At 48.4% G+C, this 22,013-nt stretch carries 25 protein-coding genes and 2 riboswitches; of the genes, 8 read left to right on the top strand and 17 right to left on the bottom strand.

The features are described from left to right. Positions 1-37 precede the first annotated feature (37 nt). On the top strand, positions 38-331 hold the full coding sequence (locus NOM72_RS12795) for a putative quinol monooxygenase (protein ID WP_023467012.1): 294 nt from the start codon (positions 38-40) through the stop codon (positions 329-331). Between the two features lie 55 nt (positions 332-386). Here the strand turns inward: NOM72_RS12795 and NOM72_RS12800 are convergent, their stop codons facing one another. Both NOM72_RS12800 and NOM72_RS12805 read right to left on the bottom strand, forming a co-directional pair. Then, complete coding sequence (locus tag NOM72_RS12800) at positions 387-2,741, bottom strand: SH3 domain-containing C40 family peptidase (protein ID WP_255999291.1); 2,355 nt, start codon at positions 2,739-2,741, stop codon at positions 387-389. A 141-nt stretch (positions 2,742-2,882) separates the two neighbouring features. Further along, a complete protein-coding gene (locus tag NOM72_RS12805) occupies positions 2,883-3,437 on the bottom strand; it encodes a GNAT family N-acetyltransferase (RefSeq protein ID WP_255999292.1) in 555 nt (184 codons plus the stop codon). Positions 3,438-3,706: 269 nt separating this feature from the next. On the opposite strand from NOM72_RS12805, the gene NOM72_RS12810 reads away from it, so the two are divergent. The 3 genes from NOM72_RS12810 to NOM72_RS12820 all read left to right on the top strand — a co-directional run bounded on the left by NOM72_RS12810 (position 3,707) and on the right by NOM72_RS12820 (position 5,222). Next, positions 3,707-4,036 (top strand): DMT family transporter, encoded by a 330-nt coding sequence (locus NOM72_RS12810; RefSeq protein ID WP_029340708.1) that lies wholly within the window; start codon positions 3,707-3,709, stop codon positions 4,034-4,036. Then, positions 4,033-4,350 (top strand): DMT family transporter, encoded by a 318-nt coding sequence (locus tag NOM72_RS12815; protein WP_023467016.1) that lies wholly within the window; start codon positions 4,033-4,035, stop codon positions 4,348-4,350. Before NOM72_RS12810 ends, NOM72_RS12815 begins: the two co-directional genes overlap by 4 nt. A 128-nt stretch (positions 4,351-4,478) precedes the next feature. After that, complete coding sequence (locus NOM72_RS12820) at positions 4,479-5,222, top strand: general stress protein (protein WP_058714032.1); 744 nt, start codon at positions 4,479-4,481, stop codon at positions 5,220-5,222. A 111-nt stretch (positions 5,223-5,333) separates the two neighbouring features. Here NOM72_RS12820 and NOM72_RS12825 read toward each other — a convergent pair whose 3' ends face one another. Then, a complete protein-coding gene (locus NOM72_RS12825; RefSeq protein WP_023467018.1) occupies positions 5,334-6,149 on the bottom strand; it encodes an aldo/keto reductase in 816 nt (271 codons plus the stop codon). A 132-nt stretch (positions 6,150-6,281) separates the two neighbouring features. Between NOM72_RS12825 and NOM72_RS12830 the strand changes: the two genes are divergently transcribed. Then, the gene (locus NOM72_RS12830) at positions 6,282-7,307 is read left to right on the top strand and encodes an iron-containing alcohol dehydrogenase family protein (protein WP_255999293.1); all 1,026 of its coding nucleotides are present in this window, start codon (positions 6,282-6,284) and stop codon (positions 7,305-7,307) included. A gap of 51 nt (positions 7,308-7,358) precedes the next feature. Here NOM72_RS12830 and NOM72_RS12835 read toward each other — a convergent pair whose 3' ends face one another. The 8 genes from NOM72_RS12835 to NOM72_RS12870 form a co-directional block, all read right to left on the bottom strand. Then, a complete protein-coding gene (locus NOM72_RS12835; protein ID WP_023467020.1) occupies positions 7,359-8,321 on the bottom strand; it encodes an EAL domain-containing protein in 963 nt (320 codons plus the stop codon). Positions 8,322-8,499: 178 nt separating this feature from the next. Then, a complete protein-coding gene (locus NOM72_RS12840; protein WP_023467021.1) occupies positions 8,500-8,763 on the bottom strand; it encodes a DUF1294 domain-containing protein in 264 nt (87 codons plus the stop codon). Positions 8,764-8,781: 18 nt separating this feature from the next. Beyond that, positions 8,782-9,519 carry a TPM domain-containing protein gene (locus NOM72_RS12845; protein ID WP_023467022.1) on the bottom strand — a complete coding sequence of 246 codons (738 nt, stop codon included), beginning with the start codon at positions 9,517-9,519 and terminating at the stop codon, positions 8,782-8,784. Then, positions 9,516-10,109 (bottom strand): LemA family protein, encoded by a 594-nt coding sequence (locus NOM72_RS12850; RefSeq protein WP_023467023.1) that lies wholly within the window; start codon positions 10,107-10,109, stop codon positions 9,516-9,518. Before NOM72_RS12850 ends, NOM72_RS12845 begins: the two co-directional genes overlap by 4 nt. 107 nt (positions 10,110-10,216) lie before the next feature. After that, positions 10,217-11,053, bottom strand: coding sequence for an undecaprenyl-diphosphate phosphatase (locus NOM72_RS12855; RefSeq protein WP_023467024.1), 837 nt, complete (start codon positions 11,051-11,053; stop codon positions 10,217-10,219). A 359-nt stretch (positions 11,054-11,412) separates the two neighbouring features. After that, a complete protein-coding gene (locus NOM72_RS12860; RefSeq protein ID WP_305120401.1) occupies positions 11,413-12,225 on the bottom strand; it encodes a ZIP family metal transporter in 813 nt (270 codons plus the stop codon). Positions 12,226-12,276: 51 nt separating this feature from the next. Continuing rightward, complete coding sequence (locus tag NOM72_RS12865; RefSeq protein WP_023467027.1) at positions 12,277-12,606, bottom strand: YolD-like family protein; 330 nt, start codon at positions 12,604-12,606, stop codon at positions 12,277-12,279. Beyond that, complete coding sequence (locus tag NOM72_RS12870; RefSeq protein ID WP_047391492.1) at positions 12,590-13,912, bottom strand: Y-family DNA polymerase; 1,323 nt, start codon at positions 13,910-13,912, stop codon at positions 12,590-12,592. The genes NOM72_RS12865 and NOM72_RS12870 overlap by 17 nt, the downstream gene beginning before the upstream one ends. A 176-nt stretch (positions 13,913-14,088) precedes the next feature. On the opposite strand from NOM72_RS12870, the gene NOM72_RS12875 reads away from it, so the two are divergent. Continuing rightward, positions 14,089-14,727, top strand: coding sequence for a pentapeptide repeat-containing protein (locus tag NOM72_RS12875; protein WP_023467029.1), 639 nt, complete (start codon positions 14,089-14,091; stop codon positions 14,725-14,727). Between the two features lie 68 nt (positions 14,728-14,795). Here NOM72_RS12875 and NOM72_RS12880 read toward each other — a convergent pair whose 3' ends face one another. The 6 genes from NOM72_RS12880 to NOM72_RS12905 form a co-directional block, all read right to left on the bottom strand. Continuing rightward, positions 14,796-15,548 (bottom strand): MBL fold metallo-hydrolase, encoded by a 753-nt coding sequence (locus tag NOM72_RS12880; RefSeq protein ID WP_255999294.1) that lies wholly within the window; start codon positions 15,546-15,548, stop codon positions 14,796-14,798. 60 nt (positions 15,549-15,608) lie between these two features. Next, positions 15,609-16,097, bottom strand: a complete 489-nt coding sequence (locus tag NOM72_RS12885) for an arsinothricin resistance N-acetyltransferase ArsN1 family A (RefSeq protein ID WP_255999295.1) — start codon at positions 16,095-16,097, stop codon at positions 15,609-15,611. Between the two features lie 127 nt (positions 16,098-16,224). After that, positions 16,225-16,761: a 1,2-dihydroxy-3-keto-5-methylthiopentene dioxygenase gene (locus NOM72_RS12890; protein WP_023467032.1), complete on the bottom strand. Its 537-nt coding sequence runs from the start codon at positions 16,759-16,761 to the stop codon at positions 16,225-16,227. A gap of 16 nt (positions 16,762-16,777) precedes the next feature. After that, positions 16,778-17,398: a methylthioribulose 1-phosphate dehydratase gene (locus tag NOM72_RS12895; RefSeq protein ID WP_023467033.1), complete on the bottom strand. Its 621-nt coding sequence runs from the start codon at positions 17,396-17,398 to the stop codon at positions 16,778-16,780. Further along, positions 17,395-18,054, bottom strand: a complete 660-nt coding sequence (locus NOM72_RS12900; RefSeq protein WP_255999296.1) for a 2-hydroxy-3-keto-5-methylthiopentenyl-1-phosphate phosphatase — start codon at positions 18,052-18,054, stop codon at positions 17,395-17,397. The genes NOM72_RS12895 and NOM72_RS12900 overlap by 4 nt, the downstream gene beginning before the upstream one ends. Further along, complete coding sequence (locus tag NOM72_RS12905) at positions 18,051-19,241, bottom strand: 2,3-diketo-5-methylthiopentyl-1-phosphate enolase (RefSeq protein WP_029340724.1); 1,191 nt, start codon at positions 19,239-19,241, stop codon at positions 18,051-18,053. Before NOM72_RS12905 ends, NOM72_RS12900 begins: the two co-directional genes overlap by 4 nt. Before the next feature lie 70 nt (positions 19,242-19,311). Then, positions 19,312-19,413: riboswitch (SAM riboswitch) on the bottom strand. A gap of 205 nt (positions 19,414-19,618) precedes the next feature. Continuing rightward, a riboswitch (SAM riboswitch) is annotated at positions 19,619-19,722 on the top strand. A gap of 78 nt (positions 19,723-19,800) precedes the next feature. Between NOM72_RS12905 and mtnK the strand changes: the two genes are divergently transcribed. Together mtnK and mtnA are read left to right on the top strand one after the other, a co-directional pair. After that, a complete protein-coding gene (gene mtnK, locus NOM72_RS12910) occupies positions 19,801-20,967 on the top strand; it encodes an S-methyl-5-thioribose kinase (RefSeq protein ID WP_255999297.1) in 1,167 nt (388 codons plus the stop codon). Next, positions 20,964-22,013: an S-methyl-5-thioribose-1-phosphate isomerase gene (gene mtnA, locus NOM72_RS12915; RefSeq protein WP_255999298.1), complete on the top strand. Its 1,050-nt coding sequence runs from the start codon at positions 20,964-20,966 to the stop codon at positions 22,011-22,013. Before mtnK ends, mtnA begins: the two co-directional genes overlap by 4 nt.

The raw sequence follows: 22,013 nt of genomic DNA on the forward strand, positions 1-22,013 counted from the left end.
TACAGATACAGGTAATCACGAAAGGGGATAATGAAACATGGGAGAAATCGTCGTCAACGCTGTACTTACAATCAAAGCAGGACTTGCGGATCAAGTCTTCCCGATTCTACAAACGGTCTATCATGCCGCACAAAAAGAAGAAGGATGCTTACGTTATTCCTTGCACCAATCGATTGAGGATGAGCATCAATTCATGCTGTATGAAGTGTATCGGGACGAAGAAGCACTTGAAGCGCATATCGCATCCGATCACTATAAAGCCTACCGTGAACAGATTGAGTTGTACTTGATGGATCGACAAGTGACGAAATACGTCGAGATGACATTCTGACGTGTTGCGATAAGAAGAGACGAATCCGTCGATTTCGACGGATTCGTCTTTTTTATTACATCGATTTGAAGCCGAGGAAATGCTCTTGCCAACGCGGTTCATAAATCGAATTAATTTGAAGCTGTGAACCACCCGCATGGATGAAGTGTTCGCTATCGAGCATGATTCCGATATGCGATGGACCATCCGTGTAGGTGTTCTGGAAGAATACGATATCTGAGCGTTTACCACTCGAGATACTCGTCCGGCGATTCGTAAAGAAAGCACCGTACCAGTAGCCGCGAACGTTCGTCCGACCACCGTATTTTCCAGCCTTATTTGTCGCGTAGTGAATCAAACCGGAACAATCGAAGCCACCGTTCACGGCATTTTGCGACCCCCATGTGTAAGGTGTACCGATATGTTGGACGGCTGCTTGAATCAGCTTTTCACCGCGCGTGTTATTCTTTTTAATGACCCGTTTATCGGACGTAATCGTCACAGCTGAGACCGGAAGATAGACGGGTGTCCAGCCTGACTGGATGACATAGAAGTTTCCGACCCGGTGACGCGGATAAACACGTTTGCCTTGCTCAACGAGTCCGCTGCCTTTTGGACTGGTTGGACTCGAAAAGAAGGATGTCGTCTGTTTGACGGTATAGATTTTCGTTCGATTGATTGCTTTTTGTGTCAGTTTCATATCGGGTTTGCTCGTGCTGATATAAGGGTTGAGGACGTAACCCGTTTGACCGCTGGCTAAGCGAACTTGCCAAAAATCATCATCAATTGATTTCAGACCAATCAATTTTGTCCCTTTTTTCAAATAGGCAGCTGGCCGACTGTAAGCGACGTCAGCAGAGAAGAGTGGCGTTTGGTCCAGATGGACATAAAACGTTGTCCCTTTTTTCGCTTTTGCTGTTGGTTTATTTAGTCCGATCCGACTCGAATCGACGAAACCAAAGATATTGTTATATTTGACACGTGTAAAATAACCGCTTTTTCCATAGATGGTGATCGATTTTCCTTTTTTCAACGTGCCGATTTTTTTACCCGACAGTTTTGCCTGTGACCGAATGACGACGTCGTCCTCTGTCACGTAACGTTGACCGGTAACGTCATACAGATCCGGCTTTTTCGTGACGAGATCACTCGTCTTGACGTAACCATAGACCGTCCCTTTTTTTAATCGTGTGTAACTACCGCTCGTGCCGTAAATCGTTAGTTTGTCAGCTCGTTTGACAGAATACATCATTTTACTTTTCGTTGAAGCAGACGTATAGACGGACAAGTTGCGTTTGGCGTACCGTGTTCCGGTTGCGGTGTATACTTTTTCACTACCAAGATCAGCTGTTTTAACGTAGGCATGGACTCCGCGGAAAATAATTCGACTGTAGACGCCACTTTTACCGTAGATCGTTAATAAAGTATTTGTTTTTTGTTGATCGATTATGGAGCCGGAAGCATTCGGTGCATTATAGATCGGTGTAGCGCGCTGAACATAGAGGCGTGCGGTCTTTGGATAGTATTTCAACGTACCGAGATGTGCCGTCAATACATAGGCATACTCGTCGTTTCGTTTGATTCGTGTAAATGAACCCTCGACGCCGTACGTCTGAAGAGAAGTATTCACAGGAAGCGATTGTACGACTTCTCCTTTCGTAGTCGCAGTGGCATAGACCGTCGTCTGCTGTTGGACGTAACGCACTCCTGTTTCTGGATGGCTCACGACCTGCGTATCAGCTAAATCAGTCGTCAATACGAAGGCGTAACCGGTCTTAGTCGCCACACGTGTAAAAGTACCCGTCGTCCCGAACGTTTCGAATGCTTGATTTTGAGTGACGGCAGTCTTCGCGCTCGTCGTCTTCGGCTCAACGAAAAGAGAAGTCGCTCGTTTGGCATAACGCGTCCCAACCAATTTCGGAAGTTGCTCGAGTTGTGTCGTTGATACATAGACGTATTGCTCGTTCCATTTCAGACGCGTGAACGTGTCGAAGGTGCCGTATGTATCGATTCGCTGATAAGCGGGAAGTGTCGTCACGACGGTGGGATCAAATGGTGAAGCAACTAATGAGAGTGGACTTTTCGACATCAGCGTTGCTTGTTTTTGAAAAACAGGTGCTGTTTGCGTTAACGCGTTTGTTGCGACATAAGCAGTACCTTCTTGCCAACTGACACGAGTGAAGTCACCGTCCGTACCGAGTGTCTTGAATGTCGTTCCCGCTGGTAGTTGTTGGATGACCGTTGTGGAATCAGCCGTTTGTAGCAACGCAGCATCCTCTTTCAAATAAGCCGTCCCGGTTGTCTCGGTGACTGTTTGTGTTTCTGCTGTCGGTTGAACAGGTGGCGATTCAGCAAAAGCGGGTGCGGGTAAAACCGAGCTCAACATTAACGTTGCGGCAAGTCCAGCAACATGAGCAGTCCATTTTTTCATCAAGAGGTTCACTCCAATTCTTAAAATTTGTCATTATGAATAGTGTAGCATGCGCTTGTTTAAAAATTGATAAAAATCAAAAAAATAGGAGGTTGTTCATGAAAAAACGGTATGCCTCGGCACACCGTTTGAAGTCATATGTTAGTTATCTTGTTCGTGATCCACTTGCCATTCCCAGTCGAGCATGCCGTAAATCAAGGAATCACGCCAGTGGTCTTCGAGATAGACCGTCTCGCGAAGCTGTCCTTCCTTCGTCATGCCGACCTTTTGCAAGACACGTTCGGAAGCGACGTTTCGTGGGTCACACGTTGCCGTGATTCGGTGTAGTTCTAGTTTTTCGAAACCGAATTGGAGAAGGAAAGAGGCGATTGACGTCGCGTATCCGTTCCCCCATTCATCAGGCGAGAGGACGTATCCGATTTCGGCGATTTTATTCTCAACGTCTGTGATGACGAGTTCACCGGCACCGATGACGACGTCACTTGGAAACGTCACGGCAAAGACATAACGACGTCTTGGTGTCTCGAGTTCACTTTCAAGCGCATCGTGTAGGAATTGTTTCGTATCCGTTTCGGTATTCGGTCCCCATGACTGGAATTGACTGACGATGGGTTGTGAGGCATAGGCGTGAACCGCTTCTACATCTTCTGGTGCAAAACGACGAATCCGAAGTTGATCATTGATTTTATAACGCATGCAGCATCCTCCTCATTCAGATGAAGTCACTTTGATTCTATTTGACAGATGGGGAACAGATTCCTGTTTGACATAGGAAAAAGGGCATGCTAGGGTGGTTGTATCGAATGGAATAGGGAGTATCCTCTAGGGTTCCGTACGGCTGGACCGAGGGAGGAACATGGACGTTTGTCCATGCAACGGAGGGATAAAAGCCCGGGAGTAAAGCGAATCGTCTCGCTTGCTCCCGGGCTTTTTCATTTGAATTTACCTATTAGGAGGCAATTATTATGGCAAAGTATTGGATTGGCATCATCGTCGCAGCGTGTTTTGAAGTGGGCTGGGTCATTGGATTAAAACATGCGGCAACACCACTTGAGTGGGCTGCAACGATCGTCTGTATCATCGTTAGCTTTACCGTGCTAATTAAAGCGAGTAACCATTTACCAGTCGGAACGGTCTATGCTGTCTTCGTCGGTCTCGGAACAGCAGGAACGGTCGTGACGGACATCGTGTTATTCGATCAAGCCGCTTCCGTGATGAAATTAGCATTGATCGCTGTCTTACTCGTCGGCGTCATCGGTCTGAAGTTAGTCAGTGGAGAGGAGAAATCAGCATGAGTTGGATTTATTTAATCATTGCCGGAATCTTTGAGATGTTTGGTGTCGTCTTGATCAATACGTTCAATCAAAATAAGAATGCGAAGAATTTACTGTTGATGGGAACAGGATTCGGACTCAGTTTCTTATTTTTGACACTTGCGATGAATGGTTTACCGATGGGAACGGCGTATGCGGTATGGACGGGAATCGGAGCAGCGGGCGGTGCGATCCTCAGCATGGTGCTCTATAACGAATCAAAAGACTGGAAGCGACTGGTTTGTATAGGTCTTGTCTTAAGTGCGACGATTGGTCTGAAACTTGTCGGCGAATGATCGTTTACATGTCAAACAGATGACGTTTTAATGGAACGCATGTTTTTTGGCATATTTTAACGCAAAAGAGGAAATACTCCTTATAGAAGTCACGCATGACAAATCGTGTCGATAAGGGGAGAACATCCATGAAAACGAAACAATATATCGGAACATTCTATTCAGAAGAAGAATTGATCTCAAAAATGGACGAATTGCACATTCAAGGGCATCGGGAGGAAGACTTCTACGTCATCGTCAAAGAGAAGTCGAACATCGCACTCGTTCGTAGCCAAATGGATGCCGAAATCGCGACGACGAAACCGTCTTGGATTGATCGAATTCGCGGGAACAAAGGACGCGATCAAGAAGTCGATGATTTGTTTGGGTCACTTGATCTATCAGACAATGAAATCGAACAACGCAAAACGGAAGTCGAAGGTGGGGGCTTCGTTCTGTTACTTGAAGTCCAAGACATCCAGTTCGATCCACATTTAAATACAGATAATACGCATCCTGATGTTAAAGTTCGCTATGGTAGTGGCGAAGAGACGCATACGTCATCAGATGCGAATTCCAATGCACAGCTCGGCTCCGGTAATCCGCTTGATGTTGATAAAGATTCGAAGGAAGAGCATGCGGAAATTGATTTGCACCGTGCCGGTACGGACAAGATGCCGCAAGACGAGCAGGCAATCGATCACGCGAAAAAACTCGACGGGAACCGAGAACCGGATATTGCAATGCGTCGGGATGACGATTTCCGACGTCCGGAAACAGAACGCGAGGAAAAAGAACATGATGCAACGCAAGACGGCGAAGAAAGTCGTCAATCGAAACATCAATCGGATGACATCGCCAAGCAAGATCATGGAAATAATTTAGACCGCTAAAATAATCGATTGGAATCACGCATCAGGGTCATCATCAAAGAAGGTACTTTCCGGATCAATTCCGAAAGGTACCTTCTTTTTGTATGGAGATTAAACGAGAATCGTCTCGTCTTATTTATGATCCGGATTTGATCCTGTACGCACGTTGGCGTTCAATTGATCGATGGCTTGCATATCAGCGTCTGACAAGCTGAAGTCGAAGACATCAAGATTTTCGCGAATGCGGCTTGGCGTGACGGATTTCGGAATCGCGACGATATCGTGTTGCAAGTGCCAACGGAGGACGACTTGAGCCGGCGTTTTCTGATGACGATTCGCGATATCGACGATGACCGGATGCGTCAACGCGTCGCGTCCTTTCATCAACGGACTCCAAGCTTCAACGACGATACCGTGCTTGCGGCAAAAGTCTCGGATCGCTTCTTGGCTAAGGAACGGATGGAGTTCAATCTGATTGACGGCAGGAACGATCGATCCTTCGGCTAAAATTCGTTCCAAGTGCGGAATATGGAAGTTCGAAACACCGATAGCACGCGTCTTCCCTTCGGCATAGAGATGTTCGAGCGCCCGCCATGTCTCGACATAACGATCTTCTTTTGGCATCGGCCAATGAATCAGATACAAGTCAACATAATCGACACCAAGCTTTTGTAGACTCGTCTCGAAAGCGGCAAGTGTCTCTTCGTAGCCGTGATCGGAATTCCAGACTTTCGTCGTCAGAAAGATCTCTTCTCGGGGAATGCCGGAGTCACGCAGTGCGCGACCGACACCTTCTTCATTCTCGTAAATCATCGCCGTATCGATCGAACGATACCCGGCGCGGAGTGCTTCGCTGACCGCTTCATATACTTCTTCTTCCGGTACTTTAAAGACACCATATCCGAGTTGGGGCATGCTGATACCGTTGTTTAACGTAATCTGTTGCATCGATTCATCGACTCCTTTTTAGTAAATTCTTCTCTTTTCTAGTGTACGCGCTCCTCTTATAAAAATCGAATGATTGCCGAAGCGGGTTCTTTTGCGTATACTGAGCGATAACAAATATTAGGAGGCGATTCTGTGATTCGACAAGCTGTTTTGCAATACATACATGAGGAAAACGCGCTCGATCAACTCAAAGAAGTGATAGGTAATCGTTCAGCAGTCCTGATTCATGGACGTCAAGCCTATGAAGCAGCCGCTTTTGCTTTACCAGCATTACCACGTCTTTTATTTGAAGGGCATTGTACGGATCAACAGGTGGAAGCTTTCAAACAGGTATGTGCTCCATACGATGTGATTCTCGCGCTCGGAGGTGGGAGTGTCATCGATACGGCAAAACAGGTCGCGTTTCAATTACAACGCCCGGTCATCGTCATTCCGACGATCGTCTCGAACTGTGCTCCGTGGACTCCGCTCAGTGTCATGTATAACGAAGAGGGACAGTACATCCGATTTGATACGTTCCCCGTCGTGATTGAAGCCCTTTTACTCGATCATCGGATCATCGCAGCAAGTCCGTATGCTTATTTTGTAGCGGGACTCGTCGATACGCTAGCGAAGTGGTATGAAGCACGTGCCTTAAGCGGATCATCGGCTGAAAATCCCATCATTGAGATGGCGCTTCGGACAGCTGAACGTTGTAAGGATCTTATCTTGTCGACGAATATAACGGAAACGCGTTTTCGTGAGTATCCCGTTGAAATCCAACATCTCGTCGAAACCGTCATTCCGTTAGCCGGAAGCATTGGTGGTTTTGGTGACGCGGCGACGCGTGGTGCAATCGGACACGCAGTGCATAACGCGTTATCACCTCATCCAGAAACGCATGCGTTTTTACACGGGAGTAAGGTCGGTTACGGACTACTCGTTCAGGAGAAGTTACTCGGACATGATGACGATTATGCAGAGTTGCGTGACTATCTTCTTGTACAAGAACAGCCGACGACACTCGCAGACTTCGCATTATCGCTCGATGTCGTCGAAGCACTTGCTTTACGGACATCAAAAGAGGAACTGTGTCGTCTGTTGCGTCCGATTGTATCAACAGAACAATTAGTCGATGCTATCACACGGAACGAGACGGTTTCCGTTTCGACGACTTAACATAAAGATACGCACATGGACCGAATCATCAGACGGTCCATGTGCGTATTTTTATTGTGCTTTCGCAAAACGAGCGTAAGGAGCAGGGCGACCGAGTAGGTATCCTTGACCAAGATCAAAGCCGAGTTCGCGGCAAAGATCGAGTTCTTCTTGCCGTTCGATACCTTCCGCTAAGATTTGAATCCCCATTTCTCGTGTCAGATGGCGGGCTTTTCGTAAAAAGGCTTCGTTTTCTGAGTTTGTATCGCAGTGATCGATGAAGGAACGATCGATTTTAATATAATCCGGTTGAAGCAAGGACAACATATCGAGTGTCGAGAAACCAGCGCCAACATCGTCCAGTGCTACTTGAATACCTTGCTTTTTATACTGTTCGAAGACGTGTTTCAAATGGTTGACGTCTTCAATTTTTTCCGTTTCGACGACTTCGAAGACGAGCCGACTCGGATCGACTTGATAACGTTCGACGATCTCAAACGTATGGCGCAGGCAATACTCCGGATTATAGATCGTCGAAGGAAGGAAGTTGATGAACGTTTTTGCTGTGCCACCAATATGGTGCGTCGCACGGATGGCTTCTTCACGCGCTCGTTGATCGAGACGGGAATGAAGTCCCATCTTCGAGGCCGTTGAAAACAGGACACCTGGTGAAATCGGCGTATTGTCATCAGCTGCTCGTAGCAAGGCTTCGTTCGCGACGAGCACGTTACGCTGGATATCATAAATCGGTTGTAGGTGGCTCGTCATGACCCCATGCTGGATGAAATCAATCGCAGATCGATGCTTCAGTTGTTCTAGAAGCGCTGAAGCTAGGATAGGTGCTGTCACGTAACGCGATTGTGTGGCGCGACACGACACTGGATAATCCGCTACACGTAAGAGCGATGTCAATAACTGTTCGAGCTGTTCGAACGATTGATAGGAATAGATTTCTGGCGTTGGTGATTGAATATGGAGTGCTCCCGCTTCAACGAAACGGATCGATGTCGTACATTCGGCGCAAGGATGCCACATAAAGGGATGTCCACCTCTCAGTACATCAAAAAAAGATGTATTTATTAAATTGGTTAAATTCTTTACCCTGAACAAAAAAGAAATTAAACCTGTTATTCATAATCATTGACCTCATACAAAAAAAGAAGGAACGACGGACACATTTCCGTACGTTCTCTTCTCTATCGGTCACATTCTTTCATTGTGAAGTGTAAACAAACCAGAAAGCGAGATGCAAGATAGCGGCTATTGGAACGAGCCATTGGAACTTCGCTTTCCGTGTCTTGTGCCGGACTGTGTACATACCAATCCAAGAACCGAGCGCACCACCGAGGAAAGCAATCGTCAATAGTGTTGCTTCGGGTGTCCGGTAAGCATGTTGTTGCGCTCGACGTTTATCCTGCCACATCGAGACAAATCCGATGAGTGTCAGGAGGAGGTAATACCCTAAGATGATCCTCATGAAAAAACGACTCCTTTTCTACCGTTCGGCACCACCACCGCCAGAACTTCCGCCACCACCACGACTGCCACCATTTCCACCGCCACCACGCATGATCGCGGAGAAGATGTTCAAAATCGCGAAGAAGAACATACCACCGGTGAACTTCATATCGAGGAACAATAAGATCAGTAATCCAGCACCGATCAGAATCTTCGTCCAAAGCGGAAGTCCGTCGTCATTTTGTGTTTTCGGAGGATCCTGTGACTCAAGCGACTGATCCTTTGAAATGACACTGACGACCGCTTTATATGTTTCAGACGCTGCTTTCCCATACTCACCGTTCTCTTTATAGGGAACAGCATATTGATCGAGAATACGTCCGGCTGTGATGTCTGTCAAAATCCCTTCGAGTTTATACCCAACCTCGATCCGAAATTGGCGATCCTTTTCGTTTGGAGCGACGACGACAAGAACACCATTGTCTTTTCCTTCTTGACCAATGCCTTGGCGCCGGAACGTTTCATTGGCGTAAGAGCTTAAATCCTGTCCCTTTAGATCGGGAACCGTCTTGAGGACGACTTGTGCCGTCGTATATTGTTCGAGTTCCTGACCGAGTTGCGCGAGTTCGGCTTCTTCCGAAGGGGTGAGCAGCTGAGCATCATCCTGAATGAAGAAGGCTGCTCCCGTCCGTTCTGAAACGGCACTAGCTGTTGGAACGAAGAGGAAGAAGACGAGGAACGCGCTCAATAGAAGTCGCGTCCACCGCCGAATCATTTCGAATCACTGTTAAAGTCGACGGTCGGATTTTCCCGGTCGCTGTCTGAAATCTCGTAATATGGTTTTTTCTCGAATCCGAAGGCGGATGCGTAGAGTGTCGTTGGGAAGCTCCGACGTTTTTTGTTATAGAGGGTTACAGCATCGTTGTAATCTTTGCGGGCGATCCCGAGACGATTTTCTGTTCCTTCCAGCGTATCCATCAAAGATTGGAACCGTTCGCTTGATTTTAGTTCAGGATAAGTCGTCTGCAAGGCAATCAATCCGCGAAGCGAAGACGTGACTTGTTGGTCGGCTTCGATCCGTTGTTCGGTTGACGCAGCACGCGCAAGACCAGCTTGGGCTTCTGCGACTTTTCCATATACTTTTTCTTCTTGACCCGCGACACCTTTGACAGTTTCAACGAGATTCGGAATCAAATCCGCACGACGCTTGATTTGGTTGTCGACTTGCGACCATTTATTCGATACATCTTCTTCTACATTGACGAGGCTATTGTATTGTCCGATTGCTAAAAAGGCAATCACGGCAACAATAACGACTCCGATGATGATTGGGAGTTTTGATGTACTCCGACTTCTGCGTGCCATGTGGCATTCACTCCTTTAATTATGTCTCATCCCTATATACCCTTAAGCGACTGAATTAGTTTCAAAAAAATGAAAAACCGTCAGCTAAAATAGCTAACGGTTTGAACTTACATGTAGACGATGACAGCTAAGACAGCCGCTAAGACAAGACGGTAGATGGCGAACGGAACGAGTTTGATCTTGTTGATCAGCTTCAAGAAGAAGCGAATCGATAAGAGGGCAAACACGAACGACGCAACGAAACCGACAGCATAGAATGCGAAGTGGTTCGGTTGAATGTTCTCCCAGTTCTTAACGAGCGAAAGGAAACTAGCACCGAACATAATCGGTACAGCCATGATGAACGTAAAGTCAGCTGCCGTCCGGTGATTCATCCCGAGGAAGACCCCTCCGGAAATCGTTGAACCAGAACGAGAGAAGCCAGGCCAAAGGGAAATACATTGGAACAGACCGACGAGTGCTGCTTGGCGATATGTAATCTGATCAAGCGATGTCGTTTTTGGTTCCTTTGGTCCGAATTTATCGGCTGCAATCATCAAGAGGGCACCGACTGCAAGACCGATGATGACCGTCTCAATCGAGAAGAGGTTCTCATCGATGAAATCTTCGAATAACAATCCGAGAACAGCTGCTGGTAGAAGACCGATCAAGACGTGCCGTAGTTTTAACTTGTGTGTCCCTGCTGCGTCATGTTCGCCTTCAATCTTATACAAACCGATCAAGCTGAAGAGGCGTTTCCAAAAGACGACGACGACCGCAAGAATCGATCCGAGCTGAATGACGATTTTAAAGGTGTTCGCCGAATATTTACCGAGAAAATCGGTAGTTTGCAACCACATGTCATCGACGATGATCATGTGACCCGTGGAAGAGACCGGTGCAAATTCCGTCATCCCTTCGACGAAACCGAGTAAGAGCGCTTTTAAAAGTTCAATGATTGTCATGGTAATCTCCTTCTATACGATGTGCTAGTTAAAAACATATCATGTTTTATTCTTGTGAGATAGAACTAATCGGAATATCGGGCGCAGGTCTGAGAAAGTATGATGCGCTTCAGACGAAACCCGATGCCTAGATTCGTTTGAATAAGAGTGAGCAGTTATCTAGATTCCATAGGATATGACTAAGACACTCCGTCGTGTCCATTCACATTGAGATAGTTATGAGAGATAGGGAAATTTTTCTGTTAGGACACAAGGTCAGAAAAACTTCAAATCGATTGGTTTTGCTAGAATGCGCCTGAATCTACAAACAGAAAAACGAGCAGAAGACGGTATCATCCACTGCTCGTTTTGCAACGGCTTCATCCTAAAGCGACGTCAAGAATCATCATGACCGTAAAACCGATCATCAAACCAAGCGTTGCTAAATCGGATCCGTTTTCTGCTTGTGATTCCGGAATCAATTCTTCGACGACGACGAAAATCATCGCTCCGGCAGCAAACGATAACGCATACGGGAGGAGCGGTTGAACGAAGAAGACCGCGGCTGCTCCGACCATCGCGGCAATCGGTTCGACGATCGCTGACAATTGACCGTAATGGAAGGCGCGCCGGCGCGACATCCCTTCACCGCGTAATGGAATCGATAGGGCAGCTCCTTCCGGCATGTTTTGAATCCCAATCCCGAGTGCGAGCGTCAAAGCACCGGCGACGGTCGCTCCGTCCATGTTCAAGGCAGCGGCGCCAAAAGCGACACCAATCGCAAGACCTTCGGGAATATTGTGCAACGTGATCGCAAGAAATAGTAACGTCGTTTTCTTGAGTCCTGTCGAAGGACCTTCCGCTGTCTCGAGTGGTGCAGATAAGTGCAAATGCGGCGTAACGAAGTCGAGGAGACGGACGAAAAATCCACCAGCGAGAAAACCGATGGCGGCAGGAATCCAGGCGATTCCTCCATCCTGCTCCGTGAACTCGATCGCAGGAGCAAGCAGCGACCAAAACGACGCGGCAATCATGACGCCGGCAGCAAAACCGAGCATCATGTTCATGACGCGTTTTTCAATCGTCGTAAAGACAAAGACGAGTGCCGCACCAAGTGCGGTTAACCCCCACGTCATCATTCCGGCAAGCAGTGCTTGCACGACGACGGGGAGAGAAGTAAACCAATCCAACATGACTATTCCTTCTTTCCGGGCACGATTTAAAGCATCCATCTGTATGAGAGCTTACCCGTTTTCGATCCGGACGATTCGTGTGAAGGGAATTTCAATGACTTCACGTCCGCGCAGAAAGAGAACGGAACGTTCGGGTTCTAATCGTTCGACGAAACCGACGACCGTCACGTAGCTACTTTCCTTATAATACGTGATTTCAAGTTCGTTTCCTTCTATTAAAGCTTCTTGAAGCAGAAAGTGCCATGATTCTTGCAACTGTTCATCAATTTCAGGCAAGTCGAGCTGATGCATCTGGACATAGTATTCCCGCAGCAATTGCAAATGTTCCGGCATGAGAAAAGGAATCCATTTTAAATTTCCCCGATCACGATACGCTGTCATGAAGATCACCTCCCGGATGACCGCCGACAAAACGAAGGCGACGTTTGGCGACACTCGTATCAAGAAACGAGACAGCGAGGCGAATCGTTCCTTTTCCGTAGCGGAGGTTAACGACATCCATTGCTTTTAATAACCGTCGCCGTTTCCAGAGCCGCGCATTATCCTCGAACAAAGACAACTGTAAGGTGCCTTGATCGGCAGTCAAATGCCCCACTGCAACGGATAAAAATCGAACAGGTTCCCCATCGAGCCAATTCGGTTCGAACAATTGTAAGACGTGACGCAGAATGATGCGTTCATCGGATGTCGGGTAAGGCAACCGCACTTGACGGGAGAAGCCACTTCGGACGACGTTTCGAGAATAACGGACACCGATGTGAACGGTCCAGCCGACTTGATTCGAAAAGCGGCAACGTGCGGCGACATCCTGCACCAGTTCATTGAGCACATTCCGGATGCGTTCGAACTGATAATAGTCCTGCATTAAGGTCACACCGTGTCCAATCGTCCGTTGAGGAGCTTTCTCGAACAGATGACGAGGCGCAAGAAGTGTCGGTGACGCGTCAAGACCCCAAGCGTGGTGCCATAGTTCGGCACCGATGACACCGAATCGTTCGTGCAACTCTTCGACAGGGCGCATGGCAAGATCACCGATTGTTTCAATCCCCATCATCTGCAGATGTTGTTCCATGCGGTGTCCGACTCCCCACATCTTCCGAATCGGAAAGTCATGAAGACGTCGTGCGACATCAGCATATCCACATCGCGCGATGCCTTCTTTTTTCCCGATTAAATCAAGCGTCAGTTTCGCGATGACGTTATTTGGACCAATCCCGATCCGGACGTGGATGCCGGTCTGTTTCAGGATTGCTTCTTTAATTTTGAGGGCAGCTTGCAGGTCGGAACCAAATAGGCGATCGGTTCCGGTCATGTCAATGAAACTTTCATCAATCGAATAGACGCGGATGGCTTCAGGTGGGGCGAATTGGTGCAGGACATCCAGGACACGAATCGACGTCTTCATATAAGCGAGCATACGTGGTTCGACGAGTTGAATCGTACGACGAACAGCGTATGGCAATTGCTCGATTTCGTACAGTCGACCGGCTGTCTTGATTCCTAGTGCTTTTAAGGCAGGGGTGGCAGCGAGAATGACGGATCCGCTTCGTTTTAAATCGGAGACGACCGCCAGGCGTGTCGTCAAGGGAGGAAGATTGCGATACTGGCATTCACAGCTGGCGTAGAAGGACACACTGTCGACGCAAAAAATACGTTTATCTTGTGGTAAAACGACGGAAGGAAACATCTGAATCACTCCTTTACATAAAAGAACGTATGTTCTTATTTTGATTTTCCTTGACTATAGCATGGTCTCAAAGTGTCTCAAAATAAAAACTGTTGAAAAAAGGGGAATTCGAACGATTTCTCCTCATATAAAAGGAGTTTGGTACACTAAGGGAGAGAAAAAAGGGGGAACCTTCATTGAAAGAGACCGTTATCCGATTACCAGAATTACCGAAGACGCTTCAGCCAGAGACGTTCGATCAAGTCGAAATCGATGACCCGTATCTAAAAGGAGCGCGTTATGAGAAAGAGTCGATGCCGAGTGAACTGACAGAACGCATCGATGCCTATCAAGTGTGTTTTCAAAATGTCTCGTTCGCGAATCTGACCTTTGACCGTGGTTCGTTCGAAGATATTCGTTTTGAGCAATGCGACTTAACGGGATGTCACTTCCAAGAAACTCGTTTTCACCGTGTGTCCTTCGTCGGATGCCGGATGACGGGCATCCAGTTTGAAGATTGTACGCTTGACCATTTAACGATTCAGGAAGGGCTTGCGGATTACGCACAGTTCATTCGCAGTACGGTCCGTCATCAACACTGGAGCGAAACGACGATGAAAGAAGCACAGTTCTTCGAAGTGAAGCCGACCCATTGGAAACTCGAAGCGGTCCGGCTTACAGATAGCCAATGGATTGAAACACCGTTAAAAGGTCTCGACCTCCGGCAGACGGAACTCTCTGGTATTACGATCGATCCGCGATTTTTACCAGGCGCTGTCATTACGGAAGAGCAAGCAGTCGCCTTTGCTCGCTTGTTAGGTCTTGTCATCCCATAACAAAAAGAAGTCCTGCTTTCGATTGTTACTCGAAAAGCAGGACTTCTTTTTAATGAAGGTTACTGTTCTTAAAATGACATCGTTTCGCCATCCTCTGGAATCAGGAAATGGGCAGAAAGGTGGAAGGCGGCTAAAAAGTCAGCAATCATATCACGTCGCAAGAGACAGTGGTTGACGGACTCGAGGTGCGAGACGATGATCGTCGCTTCCGCCGCCGCTTCGTGTACGGCAAGGAGATCACGCTGTGACATCGTGATCGGCTCTCCGGTCAAGAACTGGGCGGCGCCACTGTTGACGACGATGATATCGGGCGTATGTTGTTCGATCGCATGCGCGACCTCGTCACACCAGATCGTATCACCTGCGATATAAAGTGTCGGTTCGTCCGGATGGGTGAGGACGAGCCCAGACACACGTCCCATCCGTTCGCCGATTTCACCGACACCATGCTGTCCACCTGTTCGATGGACCTGGATATCACCGATCGTTACACCGGAATCGAAGGAAGAGACGTTCGTGAAGCCGGCTTCTCGGATTTGCTGCGCGTCTTCTTGCTGCGCATAGAGTGGCAAATGCTTGGGTAGAAGTTGTTTTGCAGCATCGTCGAAATGATCGGCATGCAGATGCGTGACGAAGATCGCGTCAGGATCGAGCAGTGTCTTGACATCGACCGGTAAGTCGACGAGTGGATTGGCGACGGCATTTGGTGTTTGACCGAAGGGAGGCAAGCTGCCTTTTTCGCCGAGGAACGGATCAATTAGTAAGACTTGATTGGCATACGTGACAACGAGTGTTGCATTACGAATTTGTTGAATATCCATTAGGTTCATCCTCTCTCAATGACTCGGATTGACTATTCCCTGTCTGGCATTCAATGAATCCTATCGCAAGCGTTTCTCCATCGCCATGACGTCGACATATTCACCGTTCAACTGTCCTTGCTCCTTAAACGTTCCGACGATCCGGAACCCGGAGCGGATATAGAGTTTTTGTCCGATTTTATTGAATGGGAAGGTGAAGAGGATGAGTTTATGCATCTGATGGTTACGGGCGTGTTGCTCAGCCGTTTCAAGCAAACGTGTGCCAATCCCTTGTCCACGATGAGTCCGGGTGATATAAACCGAAATCTCACCGACGGATGCGTAGACAGGACGCGGATTATACGGATCGAGAGAAATGAAGCCGAGGACACCTGTGTCATCTTCAGCGACATAACCGGCATATCGATCGGTGCGTTCCGCATACCACTGGGTCATGAAGGATAAGTCCTTTTGGTCGGTCTCAAGCGTTGCGATCCGATCTTCGATGCCTTCGTTATAGATGGCGAGAATCGCTGGTAAGTCGTGTTCCGTTACGGGACGAATATGCATGACGCTCACTTCCTCATCGCTTTTCCTTCATTATATCGGTTACGTATCAATGTAGTGATATGTTTGTGCGATAAGAAAAAGCGGCGATTCCCTTCCTAATAGAAGAAAGTCGCCGCTTTTATCGTTCTTAAGAGACCGTTGACGTCTCGTTTTCATAAATCGGAACCCAGCCGTCTGTCGTGACGAAGATTCGGACGGCGACGACTTTACGATCGTCTTGAAGCGTAAAGTAGTGGCGTGTGTTAACAGGAACGGAAATCAAATCACCAGGATTGAGTTCGATGTTATAGTAGCCTACCTCTTCGTCTTTGATCGCGAAGACGCCATGACCACTGACGATGAAACGAACTTCATCATCCGTATGGTGATGTTCTTTCTGGAAGTTGACGAGCAACTCATCAAGGTTCGGTGTCGTATCCGAAAGTGAGATGATATCAGCTGTCTGATACCCACGACGTTCTGATACGTCTTTGATTTCGGGAGCGAACGTATCGAGAATCGTTTGTTTGTCTGCATCCGTCAGTGTGAAGTTCTCAACGAGAGGCGCTGGAAGTTTCGAAACGTCCCATTGTTCGTAAAGAACGCCGCGTGACGCAAGGAAGTCAGCGACTTCCGTTTGATCCGTATACCGTGTGTTTGTTTCTTGGAATAAGACTGTTGCCATGAGATGATTCCTCCTTTTAATGAATGGATTGACGGCATGATTGCAACGTCAACGTGTAATTGAATAAAAACTCGAAGGCTTCGAGGTGTTTCTTTGCTTCAAAGGCGGTCGGTGCCCAGACCGTGATTCCGTGATTGCGGATCAGGACGGCACCACTGTCTGCTGTGACATGAGGTGCAAAAGCAGCGGCAAGCGTCGGAATGTCCGCATGATTCGGAATGATCGGTACCGTGACCGTCGCATCCTCTTCCCAGTGTCCAAGTGCCTTGATGATTTCTTGACCGGAAAAGGTGATGCTGCCTTGATCGCCATAGAGTTCCGAAATCACATTGTTCGCAATCGTATGGACATGCAGGGAACAACCGGCGTCCGTTCGATTGAACACTTCGACATGGAGCAATGTCTCAGCAGAAGGACGCCCGGATTGCTCACCGATCAATTGACCGGTCGCATCGACATGAACGAAGTCGTCAGGAGTCGTCTGCCGTTTATCTTTTCCGCTTGCCGTCACAAGGAATTCAACCGGGACACCGGATGTCCGAATGGCGAGATTGCCACTCGTACCAGGGAACCAATCGCGAGCCGCAAGCTCTTGTTTGATGGCGCGTAGCTCTTCATAGCGTCGCATGAATGTCATGTTGTCACCTCCGCTCGTGTTAAATCATGAACGATATCATGGAACGTCTCAAACGGTGTATAGGCGATATCGTTCTCTTCACACAACGTGATCAGATAATCACGGGCATAGACACGATCCGCTTGTTTTGAGAGTTCGAAGTCCGTCACCGAGTCGCCGATGACGATGATGACGTCACCGTCTTTACGTAGTGTCCGGGCAACGGACGTTTTACAACAGCCGCACCCGTTCGTACAATGGGCATCACAGGCGTTTGGCCAATCGATATGGACGAATGGACCACTGAAATCAGCGACGTTACAGTAAATCTGTTCTTGTTCAAGGAAGGGCGCTAAGATTGGTTCGACGAAAAAGTCCATTCCGCCGCTGACGATCGAAAAATCGATGCCTTGACGACGACTGTACTGCAGTAACTCCGAAAATCCGTCGCGAATAACCGCGCGCTCCAACAAAAAGTCAAGATAGGCTGCTTTCCCGTCAGACGGCAGAAGTGCGAACATTTGCCCGACACCACTCTGAATCGATAGCGTCCGGTCGAGTACGCCGTGTTTTAACGGTTCGAAGTCACTCGCTGGCGCAAATGCCTGCATGAGTGCGATGATATTATCTTGCGTCGTCACTGTCCCGTCGAAGTCACAGAGAATCCGTACGGTCATGACTTGATCCCCCAAGCGTCGAGGGCGATCCGTAATTCTTCATGACGCGATGCTGCCGCCGATAGGGATTCATTTGCGAGTGCCGCATCGAGTGCCTGACGGAAAGCAATGACACCAGCCGCAGCACCTTGCGGATGACCATGTACGCCGCCACCGGCGTTGATGACGGAATCGATCCCGAAGTCCCGTACGAGTTGAGCGACGAGTCCAGGATGAATACCGGCTGAAGGAACCGGGAAGATCGATTTCGTCTGACCGAGACGGGTCGCTTCGACCGCGATGCCACGAGCGACATCCTTTGGTAAAGCGACATTGCCGTAAGGAGACGGGAATAGCGTCAAGTCTGCTCCAGCAGCACGCGGTAATGTGCCGAGTAAGACAGGGGCTGCGACTCCGTGATTCGGGCTAGCGATCAACGCACCGCTATATGCCGGATGATTGAAGATCGGAACGTTGATTTCCGGATCACTTGCCAGTTCGCGTAAGACGTCGAGTCCGTATGTGAAGGTATTCAGCAAGAAAGCAGTCGCTCCAGCGTCAATCAATCGCTTGGCTTGATCCTTGAGCGTAAAGACGGGACCGCTGAGTGTGATCGCATATAACGCACGTTTACCAGTCCGGTGGAAGTGAGCATCGATGACCTCACGTCCAATTCGTGCCCGGTCAATCGTCGGTGTCAACGGATTGTCGTATAGGATCTCATCGTCTTTGACGAGATCAATCCCACCAGCGAGTTGTCCTTCGAGTTGATCACGAAGGAACGATAAATCGCGTCCGATGACTCCTTTGAAGATGCTCATTAACAATGGGCGATCTTCGACACCGATCAAGGAACGGACCCCTTCGATCCCGAATTTCGCACCTGGAAAGTCCGACGTAAATGTATCGGGTAGTAGCAATTCCGTTAATTTGATTTCACCGTCGAGTGAGAGTTTCCCGAAGACGGTCGTCAGAATCGCAGAAAAGTCGCGCGACACGTTATGTTCCGGATAACGAATCGTGATATATCCTTTGCCATCGCGCTCTTCGGTATGTACGACTTCCCCTTTGAACGAGGCGAGTTGTTGTTGTTCGAGATGATTCAGTTCTGTCCAAGAACCGACTGTCAGACCAAGCGCGAGTTGTTCAGCGCGTTGCTCGAGTCGATCACGGGCAGTCAATTGATAAGTAGCAGTGATATAAGCCATGTCTTTCCTCCTTCAACAAAAAAATGGTCTCTCGTCAGCGACAAGAGACCATGAATGATTCGAACGTGGACTCTTATCTGTCAGCTTAGTAGCTGCAAGAATTAGCACCGTGCCAAAAGGTCGGTTGCTGCGACATCGTAGGGCTTGTCCCTCCGTCTGCTCTTGATAAGAATTGGATGAAATTGTGAAATCTAATTGCAATTTTTACATGAGAATCGTGACTTGTCAAACTATTTTTAGAAAATTTATTTTTTTGGAAATACTCTTTCTATAGATGACTTAAAAATGATGTCCGTTTCTGCTTGATTTCGATTTGACAGCGAGGAAGTCGATTGCGTAAGATTCAAATCAATATCACACACGACAACTACATACGACTCTTATCGCGAGTTGGCAGAGGGAATTGGCCCGATGACGCCGCAGCAACCGACCACTGGGCACGGTGCTACATCCAACAGACGTTTCGTCTGAGAGATAAGAGGACGCAGTGACTTTCCTGCGCCTCTTTTCGATGACGAAAAGAGGCGCTTTTTCGTGTATCACATAGGGGGAAACTGATATGACATACAAAGCATTCACAGAACAGGACGCGATTGATCGTGTTCGAACATTAGGACTGATTGGCGACGGAGCCGTCGAAGCAGAAGAGATTGGCGATGGGAATCTTAACCTCGTTTTCCGAATTCGAGAAGGTGAACATCGATTGATTCTAAAACAAGCACTCCCGTACGCAAAAATCGTCGGTGAGAGCTGGCCGTTATCACTCGAACGGGCGTGGATCGAGCAATCCGCACTCCGTGAATTTGCACGGCATGCCGTGCCGTTCGTACCGCGTGTCTTTCATGCCAGTCACGAAGAGGCGTATACGGTCATGGAAGATCTTTCACATCTGACGATCGTTCGAAGCGGTTTACTCGCAGGTGAACAGTATCCGTTGCTTGCGGAACATATTGGTTCTTATCTCGCTCGGACGTTATTCCATACATCGGACTTTGCGCTTGGTCCGGTTGAAAAGAAACGTGTCGCCCGAACGTACTACAATCCAGACTTGTGCGACATCACGGAAAAATTAATCTTCACGGATCCGTTCCATGATGCGGAGACGAACGAGATTGAAGCCGGACTCGAAGAAGAAGTGGCACGTCTATGGGCAGACGATGAGTTGAAACGCGAAGTCGCAAAACTCGAAGCGCTCTTCATCACGAAAGGAGATGCATTGCTGCACGGCGATCTACATACAGGAAGCATCTTCGCCTCAGCGACGGAAACGAAAGTCATCGATCCAGAATTCGCCTTTTATGGTCCATTTGGATTCGATGTCGGACAGTTCATCGCCCACTTATTCTTCGCGGCATATCCGGATTACCCTACACGACGTGACGCCCGAATCAAGGATATCGATACGTTCTGGCTGACGTTCGCTTCGACGTTCCGTGCATTATGGGAACGGGAAGCCGTCGAACCGTTCCAGGCATCAGGACTCGTCGATGATGTACTGAGCACGATCTTGCAGGATGCCCTTGGCTTTGCCGGTTGCGAATTGATTCGGCGGACGATTGGTCTTGCACCGGTCGCTGATTTAGAATCAATCGATTCAACGACGGAACGCTTAGAGCGGAAACGTCACGCTCTTCGTCTAGGAGCGGCGTTAATCAAACGCCGTACAGAATGCCGGACATTCGATGATTTACGAAACTTTGACGTAACGGAGGAACTCAGCCGATGACTACATTCGTTCAAAGTATCCGTTACGAAGATCGTGTCTTGACGATTCTCGATCAGACACGTCTACCGCAAGAAGAGCACTATGAAGTCATTACGGATCTCGCGCAAGCGGTTGAGGCGATTAAACAACTACGTGTCCGGGGCGCGCCTGCGATCAGTTTATTTGGGGGATTCGTGCTCGTTCAAGAAGCATACCGGTTTGAAGCGGCGCTTCCGGTCTACAAGCAAGCCTTGCTTGAGACATCGGCGATGTTACTCGCGACACGACCGACGGCCGTCAACTTGCGAAATGTCCTCGATCAATTGAATCCAATCATTCAAGACGGGACGTCGGTAGAAGAGATTCGCGAACGGTTGGAAAAACGGACGGTCGCCTTATACGACCAGGATGCGCAGACGTCACGTCAAATCGGGATTCATGCACTGGAATTGTTCCAGTCAGGCGACCGGATCCTAACGATTTGTAATGCTGGATCGATTGCGACCGCTGCTTATGGAACGGCACTTGCGCCGTTCTACATCGCAAAAGAACGCGGCATCGAATTATCCGTTTTTGCGAGTGAGACGCGACCGTTACTGCAGGGAGCACGATTGACGACATGGGAACTGCAACGTGCCGGCATCGATGTCACGTTAATTACGGACAACATGGTCGCCCATACGCTGAAAGAAAAACAGATCGATGCGATCATCGTCGGTGCCGACCGCATTACACGAAACGGAGATACCGCGAATAAGATCGGGACGTTCCAATTAGCATTGCTCGCGCAAGCTTTTGGTATTCCGTTTTACGTCGCAGCACCCCTCTCGACGTTCGACTTCTCGCTCGTTTCCGGAGACGCGATCGAAATCGAAGAACGTGATCCGCAAGAAGTGACGACTGTCCAAGGTGTCGCGACAGCACCGGAAGGCGTCGCTGTCTTCAATCCGGCGTTTGATGTCACACCACACACATTCATCACGGGCATCATCACCGAACTTGGTGTCATCACGCAACCGAATGAAGAAACGATTGAACAATTAACAGGGCTTCAACCCCTCGGATAA

This window comes from Exiguobacterium sp. LL15, from assembly GCF_024436095.1.
Taxonomy (GTDB): Bacteria; Bacillota; Bacilli; order Exiguobacteriales; family Exiguobacteriaceae; genus Exiguobacterium_A; species Exiguobacterium_A indicum.

Bases quoted from the DNA above. Each gene is read 5' to 3' on its own strand.
- NOM72_RS12795 (WP_023467012.1), top strand. From the start codon at position 38: ATGGGAGAAATCGTCGTCAACGCTGTACTTACAATCAAAGCAGGACTT.
- NOM72_RS12800 (WP_255999291.1), bottom strand. From the start codon at position 2,741: ATGAAAAAATGGACTGCTCATGTTGCTGGACTTGCCGCAACGTTAATG.
- NOM72_RS12805 (WP_255999292.1), bottom strand. From the start codon at position 3,437: ATGCGTTATAAAATCAATGATCAACTTCGGATTCGTCGTTTTGCACCA.
- NOM72_RS12810 (WP_029340708.1), top strand. From the start codon at position 3,707: ATGGCAAAGTATTGGATTGGCATCATCGTCGCAGCGTGTTTTGAAGTG.
- NOM72_RS12815 (WP_023467016.1), top strand. From the start codon at position 4,033: ATGAGTTGGATTTATTTAATCATTGCCGGAATCTTTGAGATGTTTGGT.
- NOM72_RS12820 (WP_058714032.1), top strand. From the start codon at position 4,479: ATGAAAACGAAACAATATATCGGAACATTCTATTCAGAAGAAGAATTG.
- NOM72_RS12825 (WP_023467018.1), bottom strand. From the start codon at position 6,149: ATGCAACAGATTACGTTAAACAACGGTATCAGCATGCCCCAACTCGGA.
- NOM72_RS12835 (WP_023467020.1), bottom strand. From the start codon at position 8,321: ATGTGGCATCCTTGCGCCGAATGTACGACATCGATCCGTTTCGTTGAA.
- NOM72_RS12840 (WP_023467021.1), bottom strand. From the start codon at position 8,763: ATGAGGATCATCTTAGGGTATTACCTCCTCCTGACACTCATCGGATTT.
- NOM72_RS12845 (WP_023467022.1), bottom strand. From the start codon at position 9,519: ATGATTCGGCGGTGGACGCGACTTCTATTGAGCGCGTTCCTCGTCTTC.
- NOM72_RS12850 (WP_023467023.1), bottom strand. From the start codon at position 10,109: ATGGCACGCAGAAGTCGGAGTACATCAAAACTCCCAATCATCATCGGA.
- NOM72_RS12855 (WP_023467024.1), bottom strand. From the start codon at position 11,053: ATGACAATCATTGAACTTTTAAAAGCGCTCTTACTCGGTTTCGTCGAA.
- NOM72_RS12860 (WP_305120401.1), bottom strand. From the start codon at position 12,225: ATGTTGGATTGGTTTACTTCTCTCCCCGTCGTCGTGCAAGCACTGCTT.
- NOM72_RS12865 (WP_023467027.1), bottom strand. From the start codon at position 12,606: ATGACAGCGTATCGTGATCGGGGAAATTTAAAATGGATTCCTTTTCTC.
- NOM72_RS12870 (WP_047391492.1), bottom strand. From the start codon at position 13,912: ATGTTTCCTTCCGTCGTTTTACCACAAGATAAACGTATTTTTTGCGTC.
- NOM72_RS12880 (WP_255999294.1), bottom strand. From the start codon at position 15,548: ATGGATATTCAACAAATTCGTAATGCAACACTCGTTGTCACGTATGCC.
- NOM72_RS12885 (WP_255999295.1), bottom strand. From the start codon at position 16,097: ATGCATATTCGTCCCGTAACGGAACACGACTTACCAGCGATTCTCGCC.
- NOM72_RS12890 (WP_023467032.1), bottom strand. From the start codon at position 16,761: ATGGCAACAGTCTTATTCCAAGAAACAAACACACGGTATACGGATCAA.
- NOM72_RS12895 (WP_023467033.1), bottom strand. From the start codon at position 17,398: ATGACATTCATGCGACGCTATGAAGAGCTACGCGCCATCAAACAAGAG.
- NOM72_RS12900 (WP_255999296.1), bottom strand. From the start codon at position 18,054: ATGACCGTACGGATTCTCTGTGACTTCGACGGGACAGTGACGACGCAA.
- NOM72_RS12905 (WP_029340724.1), bottom strand. From the start codon at position 19,241: ATGGCTTATATCACTGCTACTTATCAATTGACTGCCCGTGATCGACTC.
- mtnK (WP_255999297.1), top strand. From the start codon at position 19,801: ATGACATACAAAGCATTCACAGAACAGGACGCGATTGATCGTGTTCGA.
- mtnA (WP_255999298.1), top strand. From the start codon at position 20,964: ATGACTACATTCGTTCAAAGTATCCGTTACGAAGATCGTGTCTTGACG.